Origin of the sequence: Crossiella sp. S99.2, from assembly GCF_023094165.1 — a bacterium.
In the GTDB taxonomy this organism is placed as follows: Bacteria; Actinomycetota; Actinomycetes; order Mycobacteriales; family Pseudonocardiaceae; genus Crossiella.
Map to the genome: position 1 here is coordinate 271,355 of NZ_JALMDK010000002.1, position 23,371 is coordinate 294,725.

Genomic DNA, 23,371 nt, shown 5'->3' on the forward strand with positions numbered 1-23,371 from the left:
TCAGTCCTCCGCTCGCTTCGCCTTGGGCCGCAGGCGGATCTCGGTGATCGCGTGCCGGTCCACCGCGGTGATCTCCAGCGTCCACTCGGCCAGTTCCACCCGGTCGCCCGGCTGGTCCGGGATGCGCCGCAACGCGATCAGGGCCAGGCCGGCGATCGTGGTGTAGTCGCCCTCGGGCGCGTCGCTCAGTTCCACGCCCAGGTCGATGAGGTCGTGCACCGGGAAGGTGCCGGGCAGCAGCAGGGCGCCGTCCGGTTCGGTCCGCACGGCCATGATGTCCCGGTCGGTCTCGTCGTAGATCTCACCGACGATCTCCTCCAGCAGGTCCTCCAGGGTCACGATGCCGTCCACCGCGCCGCGTTCGTCGACCACCAGGGCGAACTGCTGGTGGGTGGCCTTGAACTGGCGCAGGGCGTCGGAGACGCGCAGGGTGTCCGGGAAGATCGTGGCCGCGCGGGTCACCTCCAACACGGTGGTGCTGTCATCGAGCAGCTCGCGCAGGTGCACCACGCCCGCCACGTCGTCCAGGTGCCCGGAACGCACCACCGGCGCGCGCGAGTGCCCGGAGTCGGCCAGCATCCGGCGGGCCTCCTGCACGGTGGCGTCGGCCGGGACCACGAAGACGTTGCGCCGCGGCACCAGCACGTGCCGGAGCAGCCGCTCGTGGATCTCCAGCGCACCGGTGATGATCATCCGCTGCTCGGCGTTGAGCCCGCGGTGCCCGGCCACCAGGTCGCGCAGTTCCTCCGGGCTGAGCTGCTCGGACCCGGCTTCCGGGTTGCCGCCGAACAGGCGCACCACCACGTTGGTGGACCGGCTCAGCGCCCAGATCGCCGGGCGGGCGATGGTCGCGATCAGGTCCAGCGGACGGGCCACCAGCATTGCCCACCGGTGCGCGTACTGCATGGCCAGCCGCTTGGGCGCCAGCTCGCCGAAGACCAGGGTGAAGAAGGTCAGCACCAGCGTCACCAGCGCCACCGCCAGCGGACCGGCCGCCTCCCCGGCGAAGCTCAGCGCCGGGACCAGCGGCTGGGCCAGGGTCACCGCGGCGGTGGCCGAGGCGAGCGCGCCGGAGAGGGTGATCGCCAACTGGATCGCGGCCAGGAACCGGTTCGGGTCCCTGGTGAGCCGGATCAGCACCCGCGCGGTGCGGCCGCCGCGACGTTCGAGCTGCCGCAACTGCCCTTCCCGCAAGGAGATCAGCGCGATCTCACTGCCCGCGAACAACGCGTTGACCAGGATCAGGAACGCGACGAGCGCGAGGTTCAGCCAGTAACCGTCCATGGTGGCGACCACAGTAGTGCCGCCGCACCGGCGGCCAGGCGCGCACCGCGAACAACACACCCAGCGCGGCCAGACCACCGAGCACGGCGAAGGTCAACGGCCCTGGCCCGAGCAGCCCGGCGATCAGGTAGGTCACCAGCCAGGCCGCGTGCGAGAGGGTGAACTGGGCGGCGAACAGCCCGGCCCACCCATCCGGCGACCCGGACCGCCGCACCAGCCGTCCCACCGGCGTCTGCACCACCGCCCCGGCCGCGCCGAGCACCGCCCACAGCACCAGCAACGCGGTCAGCCCCGGCGCGAGCGCGAACCACAGCGTGCCCAGCCCGAGCGTCCCGGCCAGCACCGAACCGCCGCCCAGCAGCACCGCCCGGTCGGACAGCGCGCGCAGCGCCCGCGGCAGCACCAGCGCGGCCAGCACCGACCCGGCCCCGTAACACCCCAGCGCCACCGCGACCGCCACCGCCGTGCCGCCGAAACGGTCCCGTACCAGCACCACGGTGTTCACCAGCACCAGCGCGCCACCGGCCGCGGTGGCCAGGTTCAGCCCCAGCAACGCCCGAAGTGCCGGTGTGCCAAGGAAAGTGCGGAACCCGCCGGTCCGGCCGCGGCGGATCTCCTTGCGTGGCAACACACTCCCGGCCACCAACAGCGCCGAGGCCAGGAATCCCAGCGCGGTCCCGAAGAACAACTCGACCGGCGTGAGCACCAGCAGCAACCCGGCCGCCAGCACCGGCGACAGCAGCGCCTCCAACTCAAAAGCCAAGCGGGACAACGACAACGCCTGCGTGTAGTCCCGCTCCTCGGTGAGCACCGCGGGCACGGTGGCCTGGTAGGTCGGCGTGAACGCGGCCGCCGCCACCTGCAACAGCACCACCAGCGCGTAGACCTGCCACAGCGCGTCCACCAGCGGCAGCACCCCGGCCACCACCGCGCGCAACCCATCCATCGACACCAGGAACGCCCGGGTGGGCACCCGCGCCGCCACCGCGGTCACCACCGGCGCGACCAGCACGTACGCCGTCATCTTGATCGCCAGCAACACCCCGAGCACGGTGCCCGCCTCGGCCCCGGCCAGCCGGTAGGCCAGCAGGCCGAGTGCCACCGTGGCCAGCCCGGTGCCCAGCAACGCCAGCACCTGTGCGGCGAACAACCGGCGGAAGACCGGGTTCGCCAGTGCGCTCATGGCGGCACCGTAAGCGCGCACCACACGCTGCGACAACGGCGCAACAGCCGCACCCTGGCAACAGCGAAACCCTGGCAGACCTGCCCGGCAGAGTGCTCGCCGGCGGGGCCGCGCTGGTGTTCGCGGTGCGTCGCCGCCGGGTCACCGGCTGAGGTGCTGCTCGCCTCCGGGTTCCCGACCGGCCCGGAGGCGAGCACTATGCGGGGTATGCACCCGGAAGCCGACGAGCACGCGCTGGCGCGTGGTCAGGCCGTCGCGCTGCTGCTCGCGTTGCGGGCGCACGAGCTGGACCGGACCCGGCAGGTGCTGGCGGAGAACGCGCGGGCCGGCCGGGGCAGGCTGGTCGAGCTGCTCTACGTGCTGGTGCGCGGGGTGGCCGCGATGCTGCACGAGGTGGGCTGGGACATCGCAGGCTCGCTGGCGGTGCGGCTGGAGTCGAGGCCGGACCTGGTGCCGGTGGACGCCGAGGTGGAACAGGCGCGGGCGCTGGTGCTGCGGGCCGTGCAGCTGGAGGCGGACGGGGACGCGGCCGGGGCCGAGCGGATCGTCGGGCAGGTGGTGGACGCCGAACCGAGCGTGGTCCTGGTGTGGGGACTGGTCACCGCGGCCGAACTCATCGAGCAGTTGCTGGTGGTCTGCCGGGACCGCGGCGTGCCGGTGCCGGCCTGGCTGGAACCGGCCGGATAACTGTGCGTAAGGCATTCTATTGCGCAAGATTCACCTGGACAGGCTATGTACTTCGGTACGCTCCGCTGTCCATAACGCACCCGTAGTGTTCTGGATCACTCTCGTTATGTGGATCTCTCCTCGGCAGAGCGGTTCTGCGCTACGCTTTGCTAGTCGTAGTCAGCTTTGCCTTAAGCGCCCGTGGGCTTATGACCACGGGTTTTGTTGTATGCCGAACCCTTCGGGGAAAGGGTGGATCTTGACTGCGGCCACGCCTCCAACCTGGGCGTGAGATCGGCCCTGCAAGGAGAGAAAAATGGCTTCTGGCACTGTGAAATGGTTCAACAGCGAGAAGGGCTTCGGCTTCATCGCGCAGGACGACGGCGGACCGGACGTGTTCGTGCACTACTCGGCGATCGTCGCCAAGGGCTACCGCTCGCTGGAGGAGAACCAGCGGGTGGAGTTCGAGATCACCCAGGGTCCGAAGGGCCCGCAGGCCGACCAGGTCCACACAGTCTGAGCTTTGTGGTTCTGATCTTCCTTTAGTCACACCCACGAATGGCCCGCACCACTCGGTGCGGGCCATTCGTGTCTGCGTCAACTACCGCCTGTATTGATTCCGTGCGCAAGATCACCCACGCGGACCCTTGCGGTTAACCGTTTACCTGCGCTAAGTGCACCCATTTGGGTGATTACGCAGCGGAGCTTCGAAGCGAAGACTCCCCGCATGCGTGCTGACCTCGAAGAACATCTAACGGCCGTACCGCGGCGACTCCGTCTGCGGCATGGCGAGGCCACCCACTTGCTCGACGGACTACTCGGACCGGGGGAACGGGTCCGCGCGGCGGTGGCCGGGATGCTCGCCGGGGTCGGGCCGGTGCTGGTCGTCGCGACCAACCGCCGGGTGCTGGCGGCCGGTCGCGACGGGTGGAACCTCTCGGTGCTCTACTCGCAGATCTCCAGCGTCGACTCGGGTGGCTGGCTCGGGCACACCGTGGTCATCCAGTCCGCGGGGACCGTCTACGCGGTGCGTTCCAGCCGGGCCACCCAGCTCTTCACCGCCACCGTGCAGGCGGGCATTCCCTCCGGCGCGCCCACCGCGCGGCTGGCCACGGCCATCTAGGCACTGCCTTCGCCGATGGCAGTCACCGGCTAGGCGGGCAGCTCCCCGATCACATGCGGCACCAGTCCGGCCAGGCGGCGGATCGAATCGGTGTCCAGCGCGATCGGCTCGCTCTGCCCGGCCAGCCGGTGGTTGCCGTGGAAGGTCACGTCCTCCTCACCCTGCAGGGCGACCAGCACGCAGCCGGGCACGTACAGCCACTGTGATCCGGTCGCTTCGTGCCGGATCATCCGCGGGCCGCCCATGGGCCATCGACGCAGCTCGTCGACTGCTTGCTCTAATCGGATCAGCCGGTCCCGGTCGGACTGCTGGAACTGGTCCCCGTTGATCCACTGCGCGACTCCCGCCCGGAAGCCGTCCATATCGCCGGGCCAGCCGGCCGGGTCGATCTTGCGGGTGGGCGCCCACTCCTTGTGCGCGATCGCCCGGTCGACGGCCAGGCGCAGGTGGCGGAGCAGCACGGCGACCCCTCGCGGGTAGACGTCGAGCTGCGCCTGCGTCCAGTCGCCGCGTCCGGTGGACTCGGCCTCGATGCCGATGATGTGGTTGTTGCCGTTGTCCCGGCCGCACCACGCGACGTAGCCCGCGCCCGCGTGGTAGGCGAGCCCGGCCGCGATGACGTACCAGGTGCCGTCCCGGGCCAGGCCCAGGTTGGACAGCGGGCCGGCCAGTCCTGGCCGCCCGTTGACGACCACGTCCAGCGACGGGAAGTTCCCGATCGCCGGTCCGGCCGTGTGGTGCATCATCACGCCACGGATGTCCGAGACGTTGCCGTGGCCGCGGTCCTGCCAGCCGGCCACCTCCTGCACGGAAAGCCCGGCCTGCCGGAGCACGGTGGCCATCCAGGTGAGTGCGTGAGCCATGGTGATCACCCCAAGCTCAACAAGAGTTGATAACAGAGAGTTACTAAATGGATGCGCTCGGTTATCTCTAGGGTGTGGTGAAAAAAGCACCTGGTCTAGCGCCAAGTGGGTGACTAGTCGACCAGCTCCAGCGTGACCAGCTCATCGGTCGGCGCGGCCACCACCTGGGCGCCGCCGCGGAAACGCACCACCAGGTCGCCCGCCGCGGTGGCCGCGGTGCCGGAGACCTGACCGACCGGGCCCAGGCTGCCGTAGAGCCGGGCCCACTGACCCGGGCGCAGCACCGAGGCGAGCACCGCCGGGCCCGCGCTGAACCGGGAGGCCGGTTGCAGCCAGGTGGTCACCAGCTGCCAGCCGCCGAAGCCCACCACCAGGCCGATGGCCAGGCCCAGCCAGCCCAGCACCGGGGTCAGCACGGCGATCCCGGCCAGCCCGCTGAGCAGTGCCGAGGGCACCGGGCGGCGGCCCAGTAGCAGCCAGCCGGTGGTGCGCACGGTGCCGTCGGGGCACAGCCCGCGCGGGGTGCGGCCGTCGGGCAGCCGCGGTGGTTCGACCTCGCCCGGCGGGCGTTCGCCGAGCACCTCGGTGACCAGCACGGGGTCCACCGGCAGGGTGTGCGCGCATTCCGGGCACACCAGCAACAGGCCGGAGCCGTTGCGGATCGGCCGCAGCTCGCCGTGTCCGATCGGACAGCCATAGGCCCGGTCGGGCTCTCGCTGCCATTCGATCAGCGCGGTGACGGCCGCGTCGTCGGGCTGCTCACCGGTCACAGGCAACCCCGTCGCCGTCCTTGTCCAGCTCCGGGCGGTACCCGGGCTGATCGCGCAGCAGCGGCGCCTTGCCGGCCTTCCGCACCTGCGCGCAGTTCTTGTAGAAGGGCGCGTCCGCGGTGCTCGTCGGCGCGGGGGTGCTGCTCGGCGGCGGTGCGGCCGTGGGCGGCGGGACCGCGGCGGTGGAGCTGCTGCTCGGCGCGGCAGTGCTGGTCGTGCCGGCGCGCTGGCAGGCCGCCAGCCAGTCGGCGAGCAGGGTGGCGTACTCGTGGCCCGCGGTGAACACCCTGGCCGCCGGGCGGGAGTTCTCCTCGCGCAGGTCGAGCAGGCCGACCTTCTTGCCCAGCAACTCTTTCTCCGCGAACCGGGCCGCGTCCCCGGCCGCGCAGCCGGGCTGGGCACCCGGCTGCGGGGTGCCCACCACCTGCACGGTCACCGGTGCGCCGCTCTCGTCGGTGCCGGTGATGGTGCGTGCGTCGAGCACCTTGGTCACCGTCAGCACCCGGCTCGGCCAGGCCGGGGTGCGCCCGGCGATCGGCGGCGCGGTGATGCTCGGGGTGATCGCACTGGAGGTGCCCAGCGGCTGCACCACGCCACCGGCCAGCGGATCGGGTTGCTCAGTCGGTAGCACCGGCAGTGAACCGGCCGCGCTGATGAGGGCCACCGTGGCCAGCGTGCCGCCGGTGGTGCTGAGCAGCCGCTGCCAGGTCGCCGCCCGCCACCACCAGCGGCGCAGCGTGGAGGCCCTGGGCAACTCACTCATCGCTTCTCCCGGCGGACTCGACTTGGCTCCGGGCAGTTCATCACTGTTCACCTGCCGTGACAATCCTCGCACTGTCGGCAGCCTCGAATGGGTAGGTATCGCGCAAAAAAGCCGGACCCGGACACGCATCGCGTGCCAGGCCCGGCCTTGATCCCGCGGCTGGGCGGGAGTGGCGCTACTTCGAGTGCGGCTTGAGGGTCCAGATGATGTCCAGCGCGCCGGTCACCACGCCCTCGGCGTTGGTGATCTCCACGTGCACCGGGATCTCCGGGCGGGTGCCCGACTCCAGCTCGGCCACCGCCTCCGCGGCCGGCCTGCCCAGCGTGGCGGTGGCGGTCAGCGGTCCGAGCGCGAGCTTGTAGAAGCCGATCTGACCCTTGGTGGGCAACGGGATCGCGATCGCGAGCTGATCAGCGAAGGCGGCCAGCACCAGTGCGCCGGAGGCGGTCTCGGCCACGCCGAACATCATCGCCGCGTGCGGTCCGCCGACGTGGTTGCGCAGTTCCTCGGCATCGCCGAGGGCGGCGACCACCCGCTCTGGAGTGGTCTCGGTGAACTCGATGCCGACGGTGCGCACCCACGGCACGACCTGCTTCATCAGGTCGCCGACCTGGCTGGTGTCCACGCTCATACCCGGCATGTTACTCACGGGTAACCGAATTTGGGAAGTGCCGGAACAACGCGCCGCGGCCGCTGGTTGGGCTGAAGGTGCTGATCGGCGAACTGTCCGCGCGCACCGGGGTCAGTCCGCGGTCGCTGCGCTACTACGAGAAGCAGGGCCTGCTGGTTCCCGGGCGCTCGGTCAACGGCTACCGCGAGTACCCCGAGTCAGCGGTGGACACCGTCGGCGTGGTGCGCAGGCTGATCGAGGCCGGACTGTGCACCGGGACCATCGCGCGGGTGCTGCCGTGCGTGCGCGCCGAGGGCGCCGCGGTGGTGCCGTGTGCCGGGCTGGTGGCCGAACTGGCGGTCGAACGGGCCCGGATCACCGCCCAGCTGACCGAGCTGTCCCGCTCCCGTGAGCTGCTGGACGAGGTCATCGCCGCAGCTCAGTGACGGTCTGCGCACGCAGCGTGCGGAGATCCAGGTCACCGGAAAAATAGTTTGCGAAATAAGAGTTCTCGCCGCATGCTTGTATGCAGCAACTAATTGGATGATGCAAGCAACTAGAGGGATCGACATGGACGAGACGGGACTGGCCCAGGCCAACGAGATCGGCATGGCCCTGGTCCGGCTCAACCGCGCGACGGCGTGCATGGCGGCGCAGAGCGCCAAACTGGGGATCGACAAGACTTCGTTCACTCTGCTCGCCACGCTGGTGCACACCGGGCCGCTGCGGTCCAGCGCGCTGGCCGAAGCCGTCTACTCCGATCCATCCACGATCAGCCGTCAGGTGGCCCAACTGGTCAAGGACGGCCTGGTCGAACGAACCGCCGACCCCCTCGATGGCCGGGCCACCCTGCTGGCCGCCACCGAGTCCGGGCGTGCGCTGTTCCTCCGGCATCGCGACCGGCGCAACGAGATGATCGCCAGCATGGTCTCCGGCTGGCCGCCGGAGGACCGGCGGCAGTTCGCCACCCTGCTGCATCGCTTCGTGGGCGCCTACGAGGAACACATGCCCGGCCTGATCGCCGAACTGGTCGACTACGCCCGTTCGGGAGTGGAGAAGTAGATGTCAGACACCCCAACCGCTCCGGTCGCCAGCGGCCTGAGTCATCGCCAGATCATGGCCATCATGTCCGGTCTGATGATGGGCATGTTCCTGGCCGCCCTCGACCAGACCATCGTCTCCGCGGCCATGCGCACCATTGCCGACCAGCTGCACGGGCAGACCGTGCAGGCGTGGGCGACCACCGCGTACCTGATCACCGCGACCATCTCGACCCCGCTGTACGGCAAGCTGTCCGACATCTACGGCCGCAAGCCGATGTACCTCACCGCGATCTCGCTGTTCCTGATCGGCTCCGCGCTGTGCGGGGTGGCGAACTCGATGTACGAGCTGGCCGCCTTCCGCGCCGTGCAGGGCCTGGGCGCCGGTGGCCTGATGTCCCTGGCGCTGGCGATCATCGCCGACGTGCTGCCGCCCCGGGAGCGCGCCAAGTACCAGGGCTTCTTCATGGCCGTCTTCGGCATCTCCAGCGTGGCCGGTCCGGTCGCCGGCGGTTTCTTCGCCGGGCTGAACGAGTTCATGGGCATCGACGGCTGGCGCTGGGTCTTCCTGGTCAACCTGCCGCTGGGCATCGCCGCGCTGATCGTGGTCACCAGGGTGCTCAACATCCCGCACAACCGGGTCAACCACCGCATCGACTTCCTCGGCGCGGCCTCGCTGGCCGTCGGCCTGGTGCCGCTGCTGATCGTGGCCGAGCAGGGCAGGCAGTGGGGCTGGGGCGACCCGCTCACCCTGGGCCTGATCGGCCTGGGCATCGCCGGGCTGGTGGCCTTCGTGCTGGCCGAACGGCGGATGGGCGATGAGGCGCTGCTGCCGCTGCGACTGTTCCGCAGCTCGGTGTTCAGCCTGGGCAACCTGCTCAACTTCATCATCGGCATCGGCATGTTCGGCGGCCTGCTCTCGCTGCCGCTGTACCTGCAGATCGTCAAGGGCATGAGCCCGACCGAGTCCGGCCTGATGATGCTGCCGCTGACCTTCGGCATCCTCACCGCGAGCATGTACAGCGGCACCCGGACCGCGAAGACCGGGCGGTACAAGACCTTCCCGATCGTGGGCATCGGCCTGATCGTGGCCGCGCTGCTGCTGTTCAGCACCATCGGCTTCAGCACCCCGCTGTGGCTGAGCGCGATCTACATGGTGCTCATGGGCGCCGGGCTCGGGGCCTGCATGCAGACCCTGGTGCTGGCGGTGCAGAACGACGTGCCGCCCTCGGACATGGGCGTGGCCACCGCCTCGGTGACCTTCTTCCGGCAGATGGGCGGCACCATCGGCGCCGCGGCCTTCCTGTCGATCCTGTTCGGGGTGGTCGGCGACCGCATCGCCAGTGCCCTGCGCAGCGCCGCGCTCACCCCGGAGTTCCTGGCCGCGGTGCGCGATCCGGCGGTGCTGGCCAACCCGGCCAACAAGCCGGTGCTGGACATGATGGCCAACGGCGGGGTGGGCGCCCCGTCGCTGGATGACACGTCCTTCCTGATCCACCTCGACCCGCGGCTGGCGCGGCCGTTCCAGGACGGCTTCTCCTCCGCGATGGACACCGTCTTCCTCACCGGCGCGCTGGTGATGGTGGTGGCCTTCGTGGTGGTCTGGTTCCTCAAGGAGAAGCCGCTGTCCAACCAGTCCGGCATGCAGCGCCGGGCCCAGGAGGAGCACGCGGCCGCCGCACTGGCCGGCTGATCGATCCCACCACGACGACGGCCCCGGGCGCGCTGCGCTCGGGGCCGTTGTGTGTTCCGGGTGCGGGCGGTCAGTGCTGCCCGTCGGCGTTCTTCAGGCGCTCGTAGGAGCGGACGACCTCGGCCTCGGCCTCGGTGCGGCCGACCCAGGAGGCGCCCTCCACGCTCTTGCCCGGCTCAAGGTCCTTGTAGACCTCGAAGAAGTGCTGGATCTCCAGGCGGTGGTACTCGGCGAGGTGGTGGATGTCGCGCAGGTGCTCCGAGCGCGGGTCCGCCGCCGGGACGCAGAGCAGCTTGTCGTCGCCGCCCTTCTCATCGGTCATCCGGAACATGCCGATGGTGCGGGCCCGGATGAGGCAGCCGGGGAAGGTCGGCTCCTGCACGAGCACCAGCGCGTCCAGCGGGTCGCCGTCCTCGCCGAGCGTGTTGTCCACGAAGCCGTAGTCCGCCGGGTACTGGGTGGCGGTGAACAGGGTGCGGTCCAGCTTGATGCGCCCTGTTTCGTGGTCCATCTCGTACTTGTTCCGCACACCCTTGGGGATCTCGATGGTGACGTCGAACTCCACGCGGTTCCTCGCTCGTTCTTCGGATCGGCACGTGCCCCGGCTAGCAGGCGCAGCCGAGCTGTGTCTAGACCCGTCTAGTGTGGACCAAGAGTCGCGCCGAAACCGCTCCGAGCGGGCCTGGGACGGTGTGACATTGACCGAGTTCAGAAGTTCCTTTCTCCATCCGCCGCAGGAGGACACGCGTGACCGGAGGCGAGCAGCCGCACGGCAACGGCCCGGTGCCACCGCCGCAGCAGGGCGCATCACCGCAGGTCAACCCGGGCCTGGATCAGGTGACGGTGCGGCTGCCGGTGCCCGCTGCGGCCCCCGCGCAGCCGGTCAGGGTCGGACCGCCGCCGCCAGCGGCCGCCACTGCCGCCGCGGCGCCACCCAAACCGGGGAAACGCGGCCGGAAACTTCTGGTGCTCGCCGCCGTGCTGGTGCTGGTGGCCGGGCTCGGCGTGGGCGGGGTGCTCGGCGGGCCCTGGATCGCCCAGCAGCTCGGCCTCAGCGGTGAGGGCGGGGCAGGCACCCAGCCGCCGCCCGCGCCGCTGAACCCGCAGGCCGCGCTGCGCGCGCTGCCCGCACAGGCCCCGACCCCCAGCCCGAAGGGCGTGGCCGCCGCGCTGGACCCCCTGGCAGGCAACGCCGCGCTGGGTGAGCTGACCGGCAGCGTGCTCGACGCGAGCACCGGCGCGGTGCTGTGGGAACGCGGCGCGGCCACCGCGCGCACCCCGGCCTCCACCGGCAAGCTGGTCACCGCGGCCGCGGCGCTGCTCGCCCTGGATCACCAGACCCGGCTCAGCACCACCGTGCTGGAAGGTCCGGAACCGGGCACCGTGGTGCTGGTCGGCGGCGGCGACACCACACTGTCCGCGCTGCCCGCGAACAAGCCCACCTACTTCTACCCGGACGCCGCGCGCCTGGACGACCTCGCTGAGCAGGTCAAGGCCAAGGCCGGCGGACCGGTCAAGAAGATCATCATCGACGTGGACCGGTACGCCGGTCCGCCGCTGGCCCCCGGCTGGCTGGCGGTGGACATCGCCGGCGGGCACGTCGCGCCGATGGTGCCGCTGATGGTGGACGCGGCCCGACGCGACCCGCTGACCTCCACCACCCCGCGTACCGACAAACCGGCCCAGGCGGCAGCCAACGAGCTGGCCAAACGGCTCGGCGGCAACCCGGCCACCGAGGTCGGCTCCGCGCCCAAGGGCGCCAAGGTACTGGCCAAGGTCGACTCACCGCCGCTGCCCCGGCTGGTCGCGGCCTTCCTGTCCACCTCGGACAACATCCTGGCCGAGGCGGTGGCCAGGGAGACCGCCCGCGGCACCGGCAACGAGCCCTCCTTCGCCGGGGCCAGCAAGGCCGCGCTGGACGTGCTCTCCCGCAACGGTTTCGACCTGGCCGGGGTGAAGATGTCCGACGGCAGCGGCCTGTCCACCGAGGACCGGGTGCCGGCCAAGTTCCTCAGCTCGCTGCTGGCCGCGGCCGCCGGCACCGATGCCAAGGCGGCCAAACTGCGGCCGCTGCTCACCGGCCTGCCGGTGGCGGGCGGCACCGGCACCCTGGCCAAGCGGTACGAGAAGGGCCAGAACGCCACCGGCCGCGGCTGGGTGCGGGCCAAGACCGGCACCCTGGACGGGGTGAACAGCCTGGCCGGCGTCGTCACCACCAACGATGGTCGCCTGCTGGCCTTCTCCTTCATGGCCACCGGCGCGGCCAGCGATCCGGCGCGGGACGCGCTCGACTCGCTGGCCGCGGCGTTGCGGCGCTGTGGTTGTGGCTAGCCGCGGTTGTAGCTAGCTGAACGGCACCGGCCGCGGGTTGGGCGCGCACTCCGCGTCCGCCCGCACCCCCGGCTGCCGGGCTGGCAGCTCGCCGCGCAGCAGGAAGGCGTTCAGCGCGGCGTTCACGCAGGCGTTGCCGTTGGGCGTGACGCCGTTGCTGGTGCCGCCCGGCTGGGCCAGCAACGCCGAATTGGGCCAGCGGGACCGGGTTTCCAGGCTGCCGGTGAACGGGCTCTCCGCGTCCAGCGTCTCGGCCAGCAGCAACGCGCGGGTCTGGCCGCCGGTGTGCACCGGCGCGGAAGCCTCGACCGGCCAGCGCAGGCAGGGCGCGTTGAACCAGACGTTGCCCCAGGTGGTGTCCGGGGCGACGGTGTGCAGGGCCTGGGCGTCCCGGCGCCAGCCGGGGAAGTCGGCTGGCAGCTGCGCGTCGGTGCAGATCTGGGCCAGCAGCGCGGCGTAGACGTTGTCGTTGCCGCGGTGCATGACCTGGGTGAACAGCGCCTTGAGCGGTTCGGCGTCAGCGGTGCGCACCCAGTCGGCCAGCGCCTGGCCGAACACCGGCCAGCTCGCCTGGTTGTAGGCGGGCACCAGGAAGAAGTCGAGCAGCTCCGACGGCCCGATCGCGCCGCCGGCCGGCTGCTCACTCACCTCGCGGATCTTGTTGTCCCACAACGCCTTCACTTCATCCCGGGTGCGGCCGAGGTGGTAGCTCGCGTCGTGCTCGGCCAGCCAGTCGAACCAGGTCAGGAAGTTGCGCTGCAACGGCTGGGCCAGGTCGACGTTGTTCGCGCCGTACCAGACCCGGCGCGGGTCGGTGCTGCTGTCCAGCACCATCCGGCCCAGCCGGAACGGGTACCGGGTGGCGTAGACCTGGGCCTGGTAGCTGCCGTGCGTCTGGCCGAACAGCGATACCGTCTGCCTGCCGAGCGCGGCCCGCACGTAGTCCATGTCCGCGGCCACGTCCACCGCGCGCATGTGCGGCAGCAGCGCCTTGGCCTCCTGGCTGGCGCAGGCCTGCGCGTAGGACCTGGTCCGGTCCAGCCACACCTGCTCGTCCGCGGCCGAGGCCGGCACGTACTTCGGGCGGTTGAAATCGTGGTAGTCCGGCACACAGCTCAGCGCCGGGCTGCTCGGGGCGAGCCCGCGCCGGGCGAAGCCGACCCAGTCGTAGGCCGCGCCCGCGCCGGGCAGCTTGGCCGCGGTCAGCGGGAACAGGTAACCACCGCCGGTGAAGGCGTCCGGGGCGACCAGCAGCACCCCGAGGTACGCACTTTCAGGCACCGAATGCTTCACCCGCGATACGGCCAGACTGATTCGGGGGCCGCCGGGGTTCGCTTGGTCCAGCGGCACCGGGAGGTCGGTGCACTCGGCCCCCGCGGCGGCCAGTTGGGCGTCCGCACACGGCTTCCAGCTGATCAACGGCGTGGCGGCGGCGGTGGGCACGGTCAGCGCGGATAACAGCATCGCTGCCGCGACCGAGCCTCTGAGCAGTCGTTTCACCCGGATTCCTCTCAGTGAGTCAGGGTCTCGATCGCGACCGTAACCATGCTGTTCACCGGCTGGCCGATGACGATCACGGGGGGTGCCAGGTAGCGTCCTAGGGGTGAACGCGGGATCGGCCGCACGGCCGCTGGATCCGGCTGAGGGGCCGGGGCCTGTCGACTGGGGTGTCGCCACGGCGACCGCTCAGCGGCTGCTCCGCCCTGGGCCCGTCATCGCCCGCGACGCCGCCCAGGCGGCCGTGCGCGGGATGCGGGAACTCTCCGTCGCCGCGGAGAGCCACGTCCGCGAGATCACCGGCCTCGGCGCGGGACTCCCGTTGCTGCCCGGCGATGTGGTCGACCGCCCGGACTGGGTGCGGGCCGCCGTGGACGGCCTGGCCGCGCTCACCGATCACGCGCTGCCCCGCGGCGCGGGTGGCTGGCGCGGTGGCGTGCTGGCCGGGACCGCCGGGGTGCAGGCCGGGATGGTGCTGGCCTACCTGAGCACCAGGGTGCTCGGGCAGTACGACCCCTTCGGCGGTGCGGACGGCGCGGGCAGGCTGCTGCTGGTGGCGCCGAACATCGTGGCCGCGCAACAGGCCCTGCGGGTGCCCGAAACGGACTTCTGGATGTGGGTGTGCCTGCACGAGTCCACCCACCGGCTCCAGTTCACCGCGGTGCCCTGGCTGCGCGAACACTTCGCCGCCCAGGTCGGCACCCTGCTCTCCGCCATGGACGACGCCACCGCCGGGCTGCTCTCCAGGGCCGGTGAGGCACTGCGCTCGGCCCGCCGCAAGGACACCGAGGAACCACCGGTCGCGCTGGTCGAGCTGTTGCAGACGCCAGGGCAGCGGGCCGTGCTGGACCGGATCATCGCGCTGTCCACCCTGCTGGAGGGGCACGCCGACCACGTGATGGACGCGGCCGGACCGGCCGTGGTGCCCAGCGTGGCCACCATCCGCTCCCGGTTCACCGTGCGCCGCAACCCGCGCGGGCTGGCCGACCGGGTGCTGCGCGCGCTGCTCGGCGTGGACGCCAAGATCCGCCAGTACGCCCAGGGCTCGGCCTTCACCGGGCACGTGGTCGACCGGGTCGGCATGACCGGGTTCAACCGGGTCTGGACCTCGCCGGAGACCCTGCCCAGCCGGGCCGAGATCGCCGATCCGGACGCCTGGATCCGCCGCGTGCTCGGCTGAGTCGTTGTCCGCGCCCGATCCGGCGGTCTCGCAGGTCCGCACCGCGCTGCGCCGTTTCCTGGACCGCCACCGGGTCACCGGCCAGATCGCGGTGGCCTGCTCCGGCGGTGCGGACTCGCTGGCGCTGGCCGCCGCGACCGTCCACTGTGGACGAAAGCGCGATCTTGACGTGCACGGCCTGGTGGTCGACCACCGGCTCCAGCCCGGTTCGGCCGAGGTCGCGGCCAGGGCCGCCGAACAGCTCCGCGAACTGGGCGCCTCGGCCAGGGTGCTGACCGTCGAGGTCACCGGACCGGGCGGGCCGGAGGCGGCCGCCCGCCGGGCCCGCTACGCCGCCCTGCGTGCCGCCGTGCCCGAGGGTGCGCTGGTGCTGCTCGGGCACACCAGGGACGACCAGGCCGAGACCGTGCTGCTGGGCCTTGGCCGCGGCTCCGGGCCGCGCTCGATCGCCGGGATGGCCGAACTGGACCCGCCCTGGGGCCGCCCACTGCTCGGCCTGGCCAGGACCACCACCGCGGCCGCCTGCGCCGCGCTGGGCCTGGACACCTGGTCCGATCCGCACAACCTCGACCCGGCCTACACCCGCGTCCGGCTGCGCCGGGAGGTGCTGCCGCTGCTGGAGGAGGTGCTCCAGGGCGGGGTGGCCGCCGCGCTGGCCCGCACCGCCGCCCAGCTCCGTGAGGACACCCAGGCCCTGGACGAGCTGGCCGCCGGGCTGCTGGCGCAGGCCCGCGACGGCGACGGCCTGGCCGTCGGCGCGCTCAAGGCCGCACCCGCCGCGCTGCGCCGCCGGGTGCTGCGGAGCTGGCTGCTCGGCGCGGGTGTGAGCGAACTCACCGACCCCCAGTTGCGGGCTGTGGACGCCCTGGTGGCGCATTGGCGTGGTCAAGGGGGTGTCGCGCTGCCCGGCGGGTTGGTGGCCGGGCGCGCGCATGACAGGCTGGTCCTCGACCGATCGTTGTGACTGAGGGGAAGCCGCGCCGTGTACGAGGGCGACATTGCCTCCGTGCTCGTTTCCGAGCAGCAGATCCAGGACAAGACCGCCGAGCTGGCGAAGAAGATCGCCGCTGACTACCCGACCGACGGACGCTCCTCGGACCTGCTCCTGGTCGGCGTCCTCAAGGGCGCGGTGATGTTCATGGCCGATGTGGCCAGGGCGTTGCCCGTGCCGGTGCAACTGGACTTCATGGCCGTCAGCTCCTACGGCTCCGCGACCTCCTCCTCCGGGGTGGTCCGCATCCTCAAGGACCTGGACCGGGACATCGCCGGGCGGGACGTGCTGATCGTCGAGGACATCATCGACTCCGGCCTGACCCTGTCCTGGCTGCTGAAGAACCTGGCCTCGCGCCGACCGGCCACGCTGGAGGTCTGCACGCTGCTGCGCAAGCCGGACGCGGTCAAGGTGGACGTGCCGGTGAAGTACGTCGGCTTCGACATCCCGAACGAGTTCGTGGTCGGGTACGGCCTGGACTACGCCGAGCGCTACCGCGACCTGCCCTACATCGGCACGCTCGACCCCAAGGTCTACACGACCTGAGTCAGGGCAGGCCCTAGCAGTTCGGCCGGCAGCGGCGCTGGATCAGCGCGTCCATCAGCACCGCGCGGATGTCGGTGGCCTCCCGCGCCGCGTAGGCCTTGCCGCCGGTCACCTTGGCGACCTGCTGCAACGCGTTGAGATCGGCATCGGGCCCGAGTCCGATGCCGATCACCGGCACCGGCTGGGCCGGGTCGGTCTCCGCGGTCAGCGTCTGCACCAGCCCGCCCAGGTCCAGCCCGGAGCGGTTGTCGTTGGCGCCGTCGGTGATCAGCACCACCGAGTTGATCCGCTTGCTGTCGAAGTCCTTCTTCACCGTGCGCACCGCGGCCAGCAGCGTGTCGTAGAGCGCGGTGTTGCCCTTGACCTTGCCCGGCAACGTGGCCGCCGCGCCGGCCAGCGCGGCCCGCCGGTTGACCCCGGCCATCGGCTCGGCCAGCGGGCCGAGGCTGACCAGTTCGGTCCAGTGCCGGTTCGGCGCGTGGTCGGTGGAGAAGGCCCACAGGCCGATGTGCGTGGTGTCGGGCAGCAGTCCCAGCGCGGTGCCCGCGGCGTCGCGGGCCAGCTCGATCCGGGACTGGCCGTTGCCCGCCTTGGCCGCCATAGAGCCGGAGACGTCGATCACCGCCAGCATCCGGGCGTCCAGGGTCACCGCGCTGTAGGTGCGCAACACCTCGGCGGCCTGGTCCGGGGTGGGCAGCGGCAGCAGCGAGGGCGGGTTCGGGCTCACCCCGGCATCCGCCCATGCCTGGTCCGCGCGGCCGCCGGGATCGCGGAAACCGGCGTCCCGGAACCGTTTGGCGGTGCTGTCGGTGCGCAGGAACCGGCTGAAGGTCTCCGCCGCCTCCGCGGTGCCCGGCGCCTCCTCCTTGCTGGCCACCCTGGTCAGCGGGTAGTCGAAGGAGATCGTGCCCTCGTCCGGGTAGAACGCGGTCGCCTTGACGCCGAGGCCGCGCCGGTTGTGCGCGATCACCGACTGCTCGGTGGCGGAGAAGGCGGGCGCGGTCTCCGGTTCCGCGGCCAGCTTGTCGAAGCCGTCGCGCACCAGCGGCATGGTGTTGCGGCCCACCCGCAGCAGCGCGGCCACCAGCTCCTGGCGCGGGCTGCCGTCCGGGTTGCCCAGCAGCGAACGGATCAGCATCAGGGTGGCCAGGCCCTCGGTGGTGCCTGCCGGGTCGCCGATCGTGGTGGTCACGCCGCCGTCGACCACCCGCTTCCAGGACACCGCCCCGCCCAGCTTCTCGCTGGTCCCTGGGCCTGCCACGACCACCAGCGGCGAACTGGCCAGGGACTGGCCGGGCTCGATCGAGGCCACCGCGCTGGGCGCGGCCGAGGACTCGGCCTGCTTCTTGCCGCGCTGGGCCCACAGCCCGGAGTCCGGGATCCACAGCGCGGGCACCTTCTGCCCGGGGATCACCGGGCCGGTGACGTCGGTGGCGGCCTCGGCGGAGTTCATCGGGCGCACCTCGACCTTGACGCACTTGCCGCCGACCGCGGTCTTCGACTGGTGGAACTCGTCCGCGGCCGCCTTGACCACGGGTTCCACCGCGGGCGCTGTGGTCACGTAGAGCGGGAGCTCGCCCGCGCAGCCGCCCGTCGGGTCCCACACTCGCAGCGCGACCACGGTGGCCCCGGCCGCGACGACAACACCGAGCAGCGCGCCGAGGGGGAGTGCGGCCCTCTTGAGACCTGCGCTGGGCCTGGAGAGCTGGTGACGACCAGACATGGCCCTTCGAGACCCTTCCGTATAGAAAATAGTCGACCAACTTCCACCTGATATGGTGAAAGATTTTTCGCACCCCGACGTCTGCGACCACGGAGAATGACATATTCACTCGTCCGTGAAAAGACGGCGACTTCGTACTCACTCGTACGGATCAGCGGGCTCCAGCGTTCAGCGATCAAGGCTCAACCGAACGGGTCAGCTCGGGGTGGCGCTGCTCACACCCGCGAGACACCGGTCACCTGGGGAACCCCAGCGGCCGCCCGACCGTTGGCAAGGCGAAACAGTGCGTGGGCGGCCGGTCCGCTCACCAGGCCGCTACACCATGGGCGGTACGCTGGCCGGACGATGGTTTCCCGCTCCGCGTCAGCGGCGGGTGCTCCGTTGCCCGGCACGCAAGTCAGGGAGGGTGGAGGCCGCCCCGCGGCCGCACGTTAATGGACCGCAAGCGCCTGCTCCGCAACCCGCTGATCTGGATCGTCGCGGCGTTGCTGCTCTACTACGCGTTCAGCGTCCTGCTCGATGACGCACGAGGGTTCTCCCAGGTACCCACGTCCAAGGTCATCGAGCAGCTGAAGAACGGCAACGTCAAGGAAGCGGTCCTCGAGGACAAGGAGCAGCGGCTCCGGGTCAGCCTGACCAACGCCGTCGACGGCAAGGACAAGCTGATCACCTACTTCCCCGCGCAGAGCGCGGACGACATCCTGGGCCAGCTGGAGAACGCCAAGGGCGTCACCGGCGGCTGGGATGTCAAGGTCACCCAGGAGTCCGTGCTCCTGCAGGCCCTCTTCTACCTGATCCCGGCCGGTCTGCTGCTGCTGTTGTTCCTCTGGATGATGAACAACGCCCAGGGCGGCGGGAACCGGGTGCTCAACTTCGGCAAGTCCAAGGCCAAGCAGCTCTCCAAGGACATGCCCAAGACCACCTTCGCCGACGTCGCGGGCGCGGACGAGGCCGTGGAAGAGCTGTACGAGATCAAGGACTTCCTGCAGAACCCCGGCCGCTACCAGGCACTGGGCGCGAAGATCCCCAAGGGCGTGCTGCTCTACGGCCCGCCCGGCACCGGCAAGACCCTGCTCGCCCGCGCGGTCGCCGGTGAGGCCGGCGTGCCGTTCTACTCGATCTCCGGTTCGGACTTCGTGGAGATGTTCGTCGGTGTCGGCGCCTCCCGGGTGCGCGACCTGTTCGAGCAGGCCAAGCAGAACGCGCCGTGCATCATCTTCGTGGACGAGATCGACGCGGTCGGCCGCCATCGCGGCGCCGGCCTCGGCGGCGGGCACGACGAGCGGGAGCAGACCCTCAACCAGCTGCTGGTGGAGATGGACGGCTTCGACTCGCGCGGCGGGATCATCCTGATCGCGGCGACCAACCGGCCGGACATCCTGGACCCGGCGCTGCTGCGCCCCGGCCGGTTCGACCGGCAGATCCCGGTGGCCGCACCGGACATGCGCGGCCGTCGGCAGATCCTGCACGTGCACTCCAAGGGCAAGCCGCTGGACCCCGACGTCGACATGGACTCGCTGGCCAAGCGCACCGTCGGCTTCTCCGGCGCCGACCTGGCCAACGTGATCAACGAGGCCGCGCTGCTCACCGCCCGGCACAACGGCAACCTGATCAACGCCGCCGCGCTGGAGGAGTCGGTGGACCGCGTGGTCGGCGGTCCGGCTCGGAAGAGCCGGATCATCTCCGAACGCGAGAAGAAGATCGCGGCCTACCACGAGGCCGGGCACGCGCTGGCCGCCTGGGCCATGCCCGACCTGGAGCCGGTCTACAAGGTCACCATCCTGCCCCGCGGGCGCACCGGCGGACACGCGCTGGTCGTGCCCGAGGACGACAAGGAGCTGATGACCCGCTCGGAGATGATCGCCCGGCTGGTCTTCGCCCTGGGCGGTCGCGCGGCGGAGGAACTCGTCTTCCACGAGCCCACCACCGGCGCCTCCAGCGACATCGAGCAGGCGACCAAGATCGCCCGCGCGATGGTCACCGAATACGGCATGAGCGCCCGGCTGGGCGCGGTCAAGTACGGCAAGAACGAGGGCGAGCCGTTCCTCGGCCGCTCCATGGGCCACCAGCCCGACTACTCCCTCGAGGTCGCGCACGAGATTGACGAGGAAGTGCGCAAGCTCATCGAGGCCGCGCACGACGAGGCCTGGGACGTGCTCAACACCTACCGGGACGTGCTGGACAACCTGACCCGCGAGCTGATCGAACGCGAGACCCTCCAGCGCAAGGACCTGGAGGTGATCTTCGAGTCGGTCGAGAAGCGCCCGCGGATCACCCTGTTCAACGACTTCGGCGACCGCGTCCCCTCCGACCGCCCGCCGATCAAGACCCCCGGCGAGCTGGCCAAGGAGCGCGGCGAGCCGTGGCCCCCGGTCCAGGAGGAGACGCCCACCCCGGTCGCCTCGGTGCCCGGCGGCAACGAACTGCCCGGCGGCCCGCCGTACCCGCAGCCGGAACCCGGCCCGAACGGCACCCCCGCCGGTCAGCCGCAGCCGCCCACCGGCTGGAACGCCCAGCCCACCCAGCCGGTTCCGTCGGCGGGCCCGCCCTACTACGGCGCGCCCCCCGGCTGGACCCCGGCCACGGTGCCCGGCGGCCAGCAGTGGCCGACCCAGCAGCCGCCGCAGGGCACCCCGCCCCCGGAGGCGCAGGCCAAGCCGACCGACAACCGGGACACCAGCACCACCCGGCCGATCGACTCCGAGCCGCCGGACGGCAACCGCTGAACACGGACAAGCAGCAGGGACGGCCCGCCTTCGACCACACCAGGGCGGAGGCGGCCGTCCGCGAACTACTCCTGGCCTGCGGCGAGGACCCGGACCGGGACGGCCTCAAGGACACCCCGTCCCGGGTCGCCCGCGCCTACCGCGAGATGTTCGCCGGCCTGTACACCGAACCCGACTCGGTGCTGAACAAGACCTTCGACGAGAGCCACGAAGAACTGGTCCTGGTCAAGGACATCCCGATGTACTCGACGTGCGTGCCGAGCAAGCAGACGGTCAACGCCGTCGGCGGTCGCAAGGCCGCCAGGGATGTCCGCGTCGGCGACCGGTTGTGGACCCTGGCCGACGGACGCGCGCAGCAGACCGAGGTCACCGAGGTCACCGCCCGCCCGGCCCGCGAGCTGGTCGAGGTCACCACCGAGGAAGGCCGCTTCGTCCTGACCCCGGACCACCCCCTGGCAACCCCGGCGGGCTGGCAGGAGGCCAAGGACGTCGGCGGCAGCTACCTTGAGTGGACGCCGCTGGCCGACCTCGGCGCTCAGCTCGCCCGGCCGATGGCGCTTGCCAGTGCCCGGACGCCGGTGCTCGTAGGCAGGGACGACTGGACCCTGCGGCACGGGTTCGCCCAGGACGCGCACCGCACCGAACTGGTCGACTCGCGCTGGACCCAGGTGCTCTCGGTGCGACCGGTCCAGGCGGCCGAGACCGTGTACAGCTTCACCTGCGACCCCCATCCGACCTTCCTGGTCGCCGGGCACCTCACGCACAACTGTGAGCACCACCTGGTGCCCTTCCACGGGGTCGCGCATGTCGGCTACATCCCGAACAGCCACGGCCGGGTCACCGGTCTGTCCAAGATCGCGCGGCTGGTCGACCTCTACGCCAAGCGGCCTCAGGTGCAGGAACGGCTGACCTCGCAGGTGGCGGACGCGGTGGTGCGCAAGCTGGATCCGCGTGGGGTGATCGTGGTGATGGAGGCCGAGCACCTCTGCATGGCCATGCGCGGGATCCGGAAACCGGGGTCGCGCACGATCACTTCGGCCGTCCGTGGTCTGCTGAAGACCTCGGCCTCCTCTCGGGCCGAGGCGCTGGAGCTGATCAAGGGACGGTGAACGTGATGGGAGCGGCGCTGCATCGGCTGCTGCCCGACCCCGGCCGGTGTGTCGTCATGGGCGTGGTCAACGTGACCCCGGACTCCTTCTCCGACGGCGGTCGCTACCTGGACGCCGCGGACGCGGTGGCGCATGGCATCGAGATGCATCGGCGGGGCGCCGACCTGGTCGATGTCGGCGGCGAGTCCACCCGGCCGGGTGCGGAGCGGGTGGCGCCGGAGGTGGAGGCCGCCAGGGTGGTGCCGGTGATCCGGGAGCTGGTGGCCGAGGGTGTGCTGGTGAGTGTGGACACCATGCGCTCGGAGGTGGCGCTGGCCGCGCTGGCGGCGGGGGCGAGCATCGTCAACGACGTCTCCGGCGGGCTGGCCGACGAGCGGATGGCCGCCGTGGTCGCCGAGGCCGGGGTGCCCTGGATCCTGATGCACTGGCGCGGGCACAGCGCCGGGATGGACCTGCTGGCCAGCTACCGGGACGTGGTCGCCGACGTGCGCGCCGAGCTGACCGCCAGGGTGGACGCGGCGCTGGCCGCGGGCGTGGCCCCGGAGGCGCTGGTGGTCGACCCCGGGCTGGGCTTCGCCAAGACCGACCGGCACAACTGGGCCCTGCTGCAACATCTCGACCAGCTCATCGCTCTGGGCTTCCCGGTGCTCGTCGGAGCCTCCAGGAAGCGGTTCCTGGGTAGCCTGCTCGCTGGACCGCACGGCACGCCACGCAGTCCGGACGGCCGGGAGGCGGCCACCTCGGCGGTGTCCGCGCTGGCCGCGGCGGCCGGCGCGTGGGGGGTGCGGGTGCACGATGTGCACGGCTCGCTCGACGCGGTGGCGGTGGCCTCGGCCTGGGCTCGTGGCGGGGCGCGCGTGGCAGTGGCGGAGAAGGGGGATCGGTGACCGACCGGATCACGCTGACCGGGCTGCGGGTGCGCGGGCACCACGGCGTCTTCGAGCACGAGAAACGCGACGGCCAGGACTTCCTGGTGGACATCACGGTGTGGCTGGACCTGGACGTGGCGGCCGAGACCGACGACCTGGCCGACACCATGGACTACGGCGCGCTGGCCCAGCGGGCCGCCGCGATCGTCGGCGGCGAGCCGTTCGACCTGATCGAGACGGTGGCCGCGCGGGTGGCCGATGACGTGATGACCGACCGGCGGGTGCACGCGGCCGAGGTCACCGTGCACAAGCCGTCCGCGCCGATCCCGCTGACCTTCGCCGATGTCGCGGTGACCGCCCGGCGTTCCCGCCGGGCCCGCGGCAAACCGGCCGGGGACTACTGA

The 23,371-nt window shown here is 71.3% G+C and carries 22 protein-coding genes and 2 pseudogenes; 15 read left to right on the forward strand and 9 right to left on the reverse strand.

Going from position 1 to position 23,371, the window contains the following annotated elements; genetic code table 11:
• Positions 1-1,284: a hemolysin family protein gene (locus tag MZC64_RS07785; protein ID WP_247761245.1), complete on the reverse strand. Its 1,284-nt coding sequence runs from the start codon at positions 1,282-1,284 to the stop codon at positions 1-3.
• On the reverse strand, positions 1,211-2,467 hold the full coding sequence (locus MZC64_RS07790) for an MFS transporter (protein WP_247761247.1): 1,257 nt from the start codon (positions 2,465-2,467) through the stop codon (positions 1,211-1,213). Before MZC64_RS07790 ends, MZC64_RS07785 begins: the two co-directional genes overlap by 74 nt.
• Positions 2,468-2,674: 207 nt before the next feature.
• Between MZC64_RS07790 and MZC64_RS07795 the strand changes: the two genes are divergently transcribed.
• From MZC64_RS07795 to MZC64_RS07805, 3 genes are all read left to right on the forward strand, one after another.
• Positions 2,675-3,154, forward strand: a complete 480-nt coding sequence (locus MZC64_RS07795; protein WP_247761248.1) for a hypothetical protein — start codon at positions 2,675-2,677, stop codon at positions 3,152-3,154.
• A gap of 295 nt (positions 3,155-3,449) precedes the next feature.
• Complete coding sequence (locus MZC64_RS07800) at positions 3,450-3,653, forward strand: cold-shock protein (RefSeq protein WP_247761250.1); 204 nt, start codon at positions 3,450-3,452, stop codon at positions 3,651-3,653.
• A 207-nt stretch (positions 3,654-3,860) separates the two neighbouring features.
• Positions 3,861-4,256: a hypothetical protein gene (locus MZC64_RS07805; protein WP_247761252.1), complete on the forward strand. Its 396-nt coding sequence runs from the start codon at positions 3,861-3,863 to the stop codon at positions 4,254-4,256.
• 29 nt (positions 4,257-4,285) lie between these two features.
• Here MZC64_RS07805 and MZC64_RS07810 read toward each other — a convergent pair whose 3' ends face one another.
• From MZC64_RS07810 to MZC64_RS07825, 4 genes are all read right to left on the reverse strand, one after another.
• The gene (locus tag MZC64_RS07810) at positions 4,286-5,119 is read right to left on the reverse strand and encodes an N-acetylmuramoyl-L-alanine amidase (RefSeq protein ID WP_247761254.1); all 834 of its coding nucleotides are present in this window, start codon (positions 5,117-5,119) and stop codon (positions 4,286-4,288) included.
• A 113-nt stretch (positions 5,120-5,232) separates the two neighbouring features.
• On the reverse strand, positions 5,233-5,889 hold the full coding sequence (locus MZC64_RS07815; RefSeq protein WP_247761256.1) for a hypothetical protein: 657 nt from the start codon (positions 5,887-5,889) through the stop codon (positions 5,233-5,235).
• Positions 5,879-6,652, reverse strand: coding sequence for an excalibur calcium-binding domain-containing protein (locus MZC64_RS07820; protein ID WP_247761258.1), 774 nt, complete (start codon positions 6,650-6,652; stop codon positions 5,879-5,881). Before MZC64_RS07820 ends, MZC64_RS07815 begins: the two co-directional genes overlap by 11 nt.
• 175 nt (positions 6,653-6,827) lie before the next feature.
• A complete protein-coding gene (locus MZC64_RS07825; protein WP_185001286.1) occupies positions 6,828-7,283 on the reverse strand; it encodes a DUF4442 domain-containing protein in 456 nt (151 codons plus the stop codon).
• Positions 7,284-7,360: 77 nt separating this feature from the next.
• Between MZC64_RS07825 and MZC64_RS07830 the strand changes: the two genes are divergently transcribed.
• The 3 genes from MZC64_RS07830 (at position 7,361) to MZC64_RS07840 (ending at position 9,995) form a co-directional block, all read left to right on the forward strand.
• Positions 7,361-7,708, forward strand: coding sequence for a MerR family transcriptional regulator (locus MZC64_RS07830; protein ID WP_247761259.1), 348 nt, complete (start codon positions 7,361-7,363; stop codon positions 7,706-7,708).
• Between the two features lie 124 nt (positions 7,709-7,832).
• The gene (locus MZC64_RS07835; RefSeq protein ID WP_247761261.1) at positions 7,833-8,324 is read left to right on the forward strand and encodes a MarR family winged helix-turn-helix transcriptional regulator; all 492 of its coding nucleotides are present in this window, start codon (positions 7,833-7,835) and stop codon (positions 8,322-8,324) included.
• Positions 8,325-9,995, forward strand: coding sequence for an MDR family MFS transporter (locus tag MZC64_RS07840; protein WP_247761266.1), 1,671 nt, complete (start codon positions 8,325-8,327; stop codon positions 9,993-9,995).
• Positions 9,996-10,065: 70 nt separating this feature from the next.
• Here the strand turns inward: MZC64_RS07840 and MZC64_RS07845 are convergent, their stop codons facing one another.
• The gene (locus tag MZC64_RS07845) at positions 10,066-10,560 is read right to left on the reverse strand and encodes an inorganic diphosphatase (protein WP_185001289.1); all 495 of its coding nucleotides are present in this window, start codon (positions 10,558-10,560) and stop codon (positions 10,066-10,068) included.
• Between the two features lie 182 nt (positions 10,561-10,742).
• Between MZC64_RS07845 and dacB the strand changes: the two genes are divergently transcribed.
• On the forward strand, positions 10,743-12,326 hold the full coding sequence (dacB, locus tag MZC64_RS07850) for a D-alanyl-D-alanine carboxypeptidase/D-alanyl-D-alanine-endopeptidase (protein ID WP_247761268.1): 1,584 nt from the start codon (positions 10,743-10,745) through the stop codon (positions 12,324-12,326).
• Between the two features lie 12 nt (positions 12,327-12,338).
• On the opposite strand, the gene MZC64_RS07855 is transcribed toward dacB, so the two are convergent.
• Complete coding sequence (locus tag MZC64_RS07855) at positions 12,339-13,826, reverse strand: alpha/beta fold hydrolase (RefSeq protein WP_247761270.1); 1,488 nt, start codon at positions 13,824-13,826, stop codon at positions 12,339-12,341.
• Positions 13,827-13,929: 103 nt separating this feature from the next.
• Between MZC64_RS07855 and MZC64_RS07860 the strand changes: the two genes are divergently transcribed.
• The 3 genes from MZC64_RS07860 to hpt are packed head-to-tail and all read left to right on the forward strand — an operon-like array spanning position 13,930 to position 16,540.
• On the forward strand, positions 13,930-15,003 hold the full coding sequence (locus tag MZC64_RS07860; RefSeq protein WP_247761272.1) for a zinc-dependent metalloprotease: 1,074 nt from the start codon (positions 13,930-13,932) through the stop codon (positions 15,001-15,003).
• Positions 15,004-15,007: 4 nt separating this feature from the next.
• Positions 15,008-15,967 carry a tRNA lysidine(34) synthetase TilS gene (tilS, locus tag MZC64_RS07865; RefSeq protein ID WP_247761273.1) on the forward strand — a complete coding sequence of 320 codons (960 nt, stop codon included), beginning with the start codon at positions 15,008-15,010 and terminating at the stop codon, positions 15,965-15,967.
• 18 nt (positions 15,968-15,985) lie between these two features.
• Positions 15,986-16,540 (forward strand): hypoxanthine phosphoribosyltransferase, encoded by a 555-nt coding sequence (gene hpt / locus MZC64_RS07870; RefSeq protein ID WP_247761275.1) that lies wholly within the window; start codon positions 15,986-15,988, stop codon positions 16,538-16,540.
• 13 nt (positions 16,541-16,553) lie between these two features.
• Here hpt and MZC64_RS07875 read toward each other — a convergent pair whose 3' ends face one another.
• Positions 16,554-18,263 carry a substrate-binding and VWA domain-containing protein gene (locus MZC64_RS07875; RefSeq protein WP_247761276.1) on the reverse strand — a complete coding sequence of 570 codons (1,710 nt, stop codon included), beginning with the start codon at positions 18,261-18,263 and terminating at the stop codon, positions 16,554-16,556.
• A 434-nt stretch (positions 18,264-18,697) separates the two neighbouring features.
• Between MZC64_RS07875 and ftsH the strand changes: the two genes are divergently transcribed.
• From ftsH to folB, 5 genes and pseudogenes are all read left to right on the forward strand, one after another.
• Positions 18,698-20,989: an ATP-dependent zinc metalloprotease FtsH gene (ftsH, locus tag MZC64_RS07880; protein ID WP_247761277.1), complete on the forward strand. Its 2,292-nt coding sequence runs from the start codon at positions 18,698-18,700 to the stop codon at positions 20,987-20,989.
• 71 nt (positions 20,990-21,060) lie between these two features.
• Positions 21,061-21,183: pseudogene (locus tag MZC64_RS49080) on the forward strand (GTP cyclohydrolase I); the annotation flags it as partial.
• A gap of 573 nt (positions 21,184-21,756) precedes the next feature.
• A pseudogene (gene folE, locus MZC64_RS07890) lies at positions 21,757-22,098 on the forward strand (GTP cyclohydrolase I); the annotation flags it as partial.
• Positions 22,099-22,103: 5 nt separating this feature from the next.
• Positions 22,104-22,985, forward strand: a complete 882-nt coding sequence (folP, locus tag MZC64_RS07895) for a dihydropteroate synthase (RefSeq protein ID WP_247761279.1) — start codon at positions 22,104-22,106, stop codon at positions 22,983-22,985.
• A complete protein-coding gene (gene folB / locus MZC64_RS07900) occupies positions 22,982-23,371 on the forward strand; it encodes a dihydroneopterin aldolase (RefSeq protein WP_185001297.1) in 390 nt (129 codons plus the stop codon). Before folP ends, folB begins: the two co-directional genes overlap by 4 nt.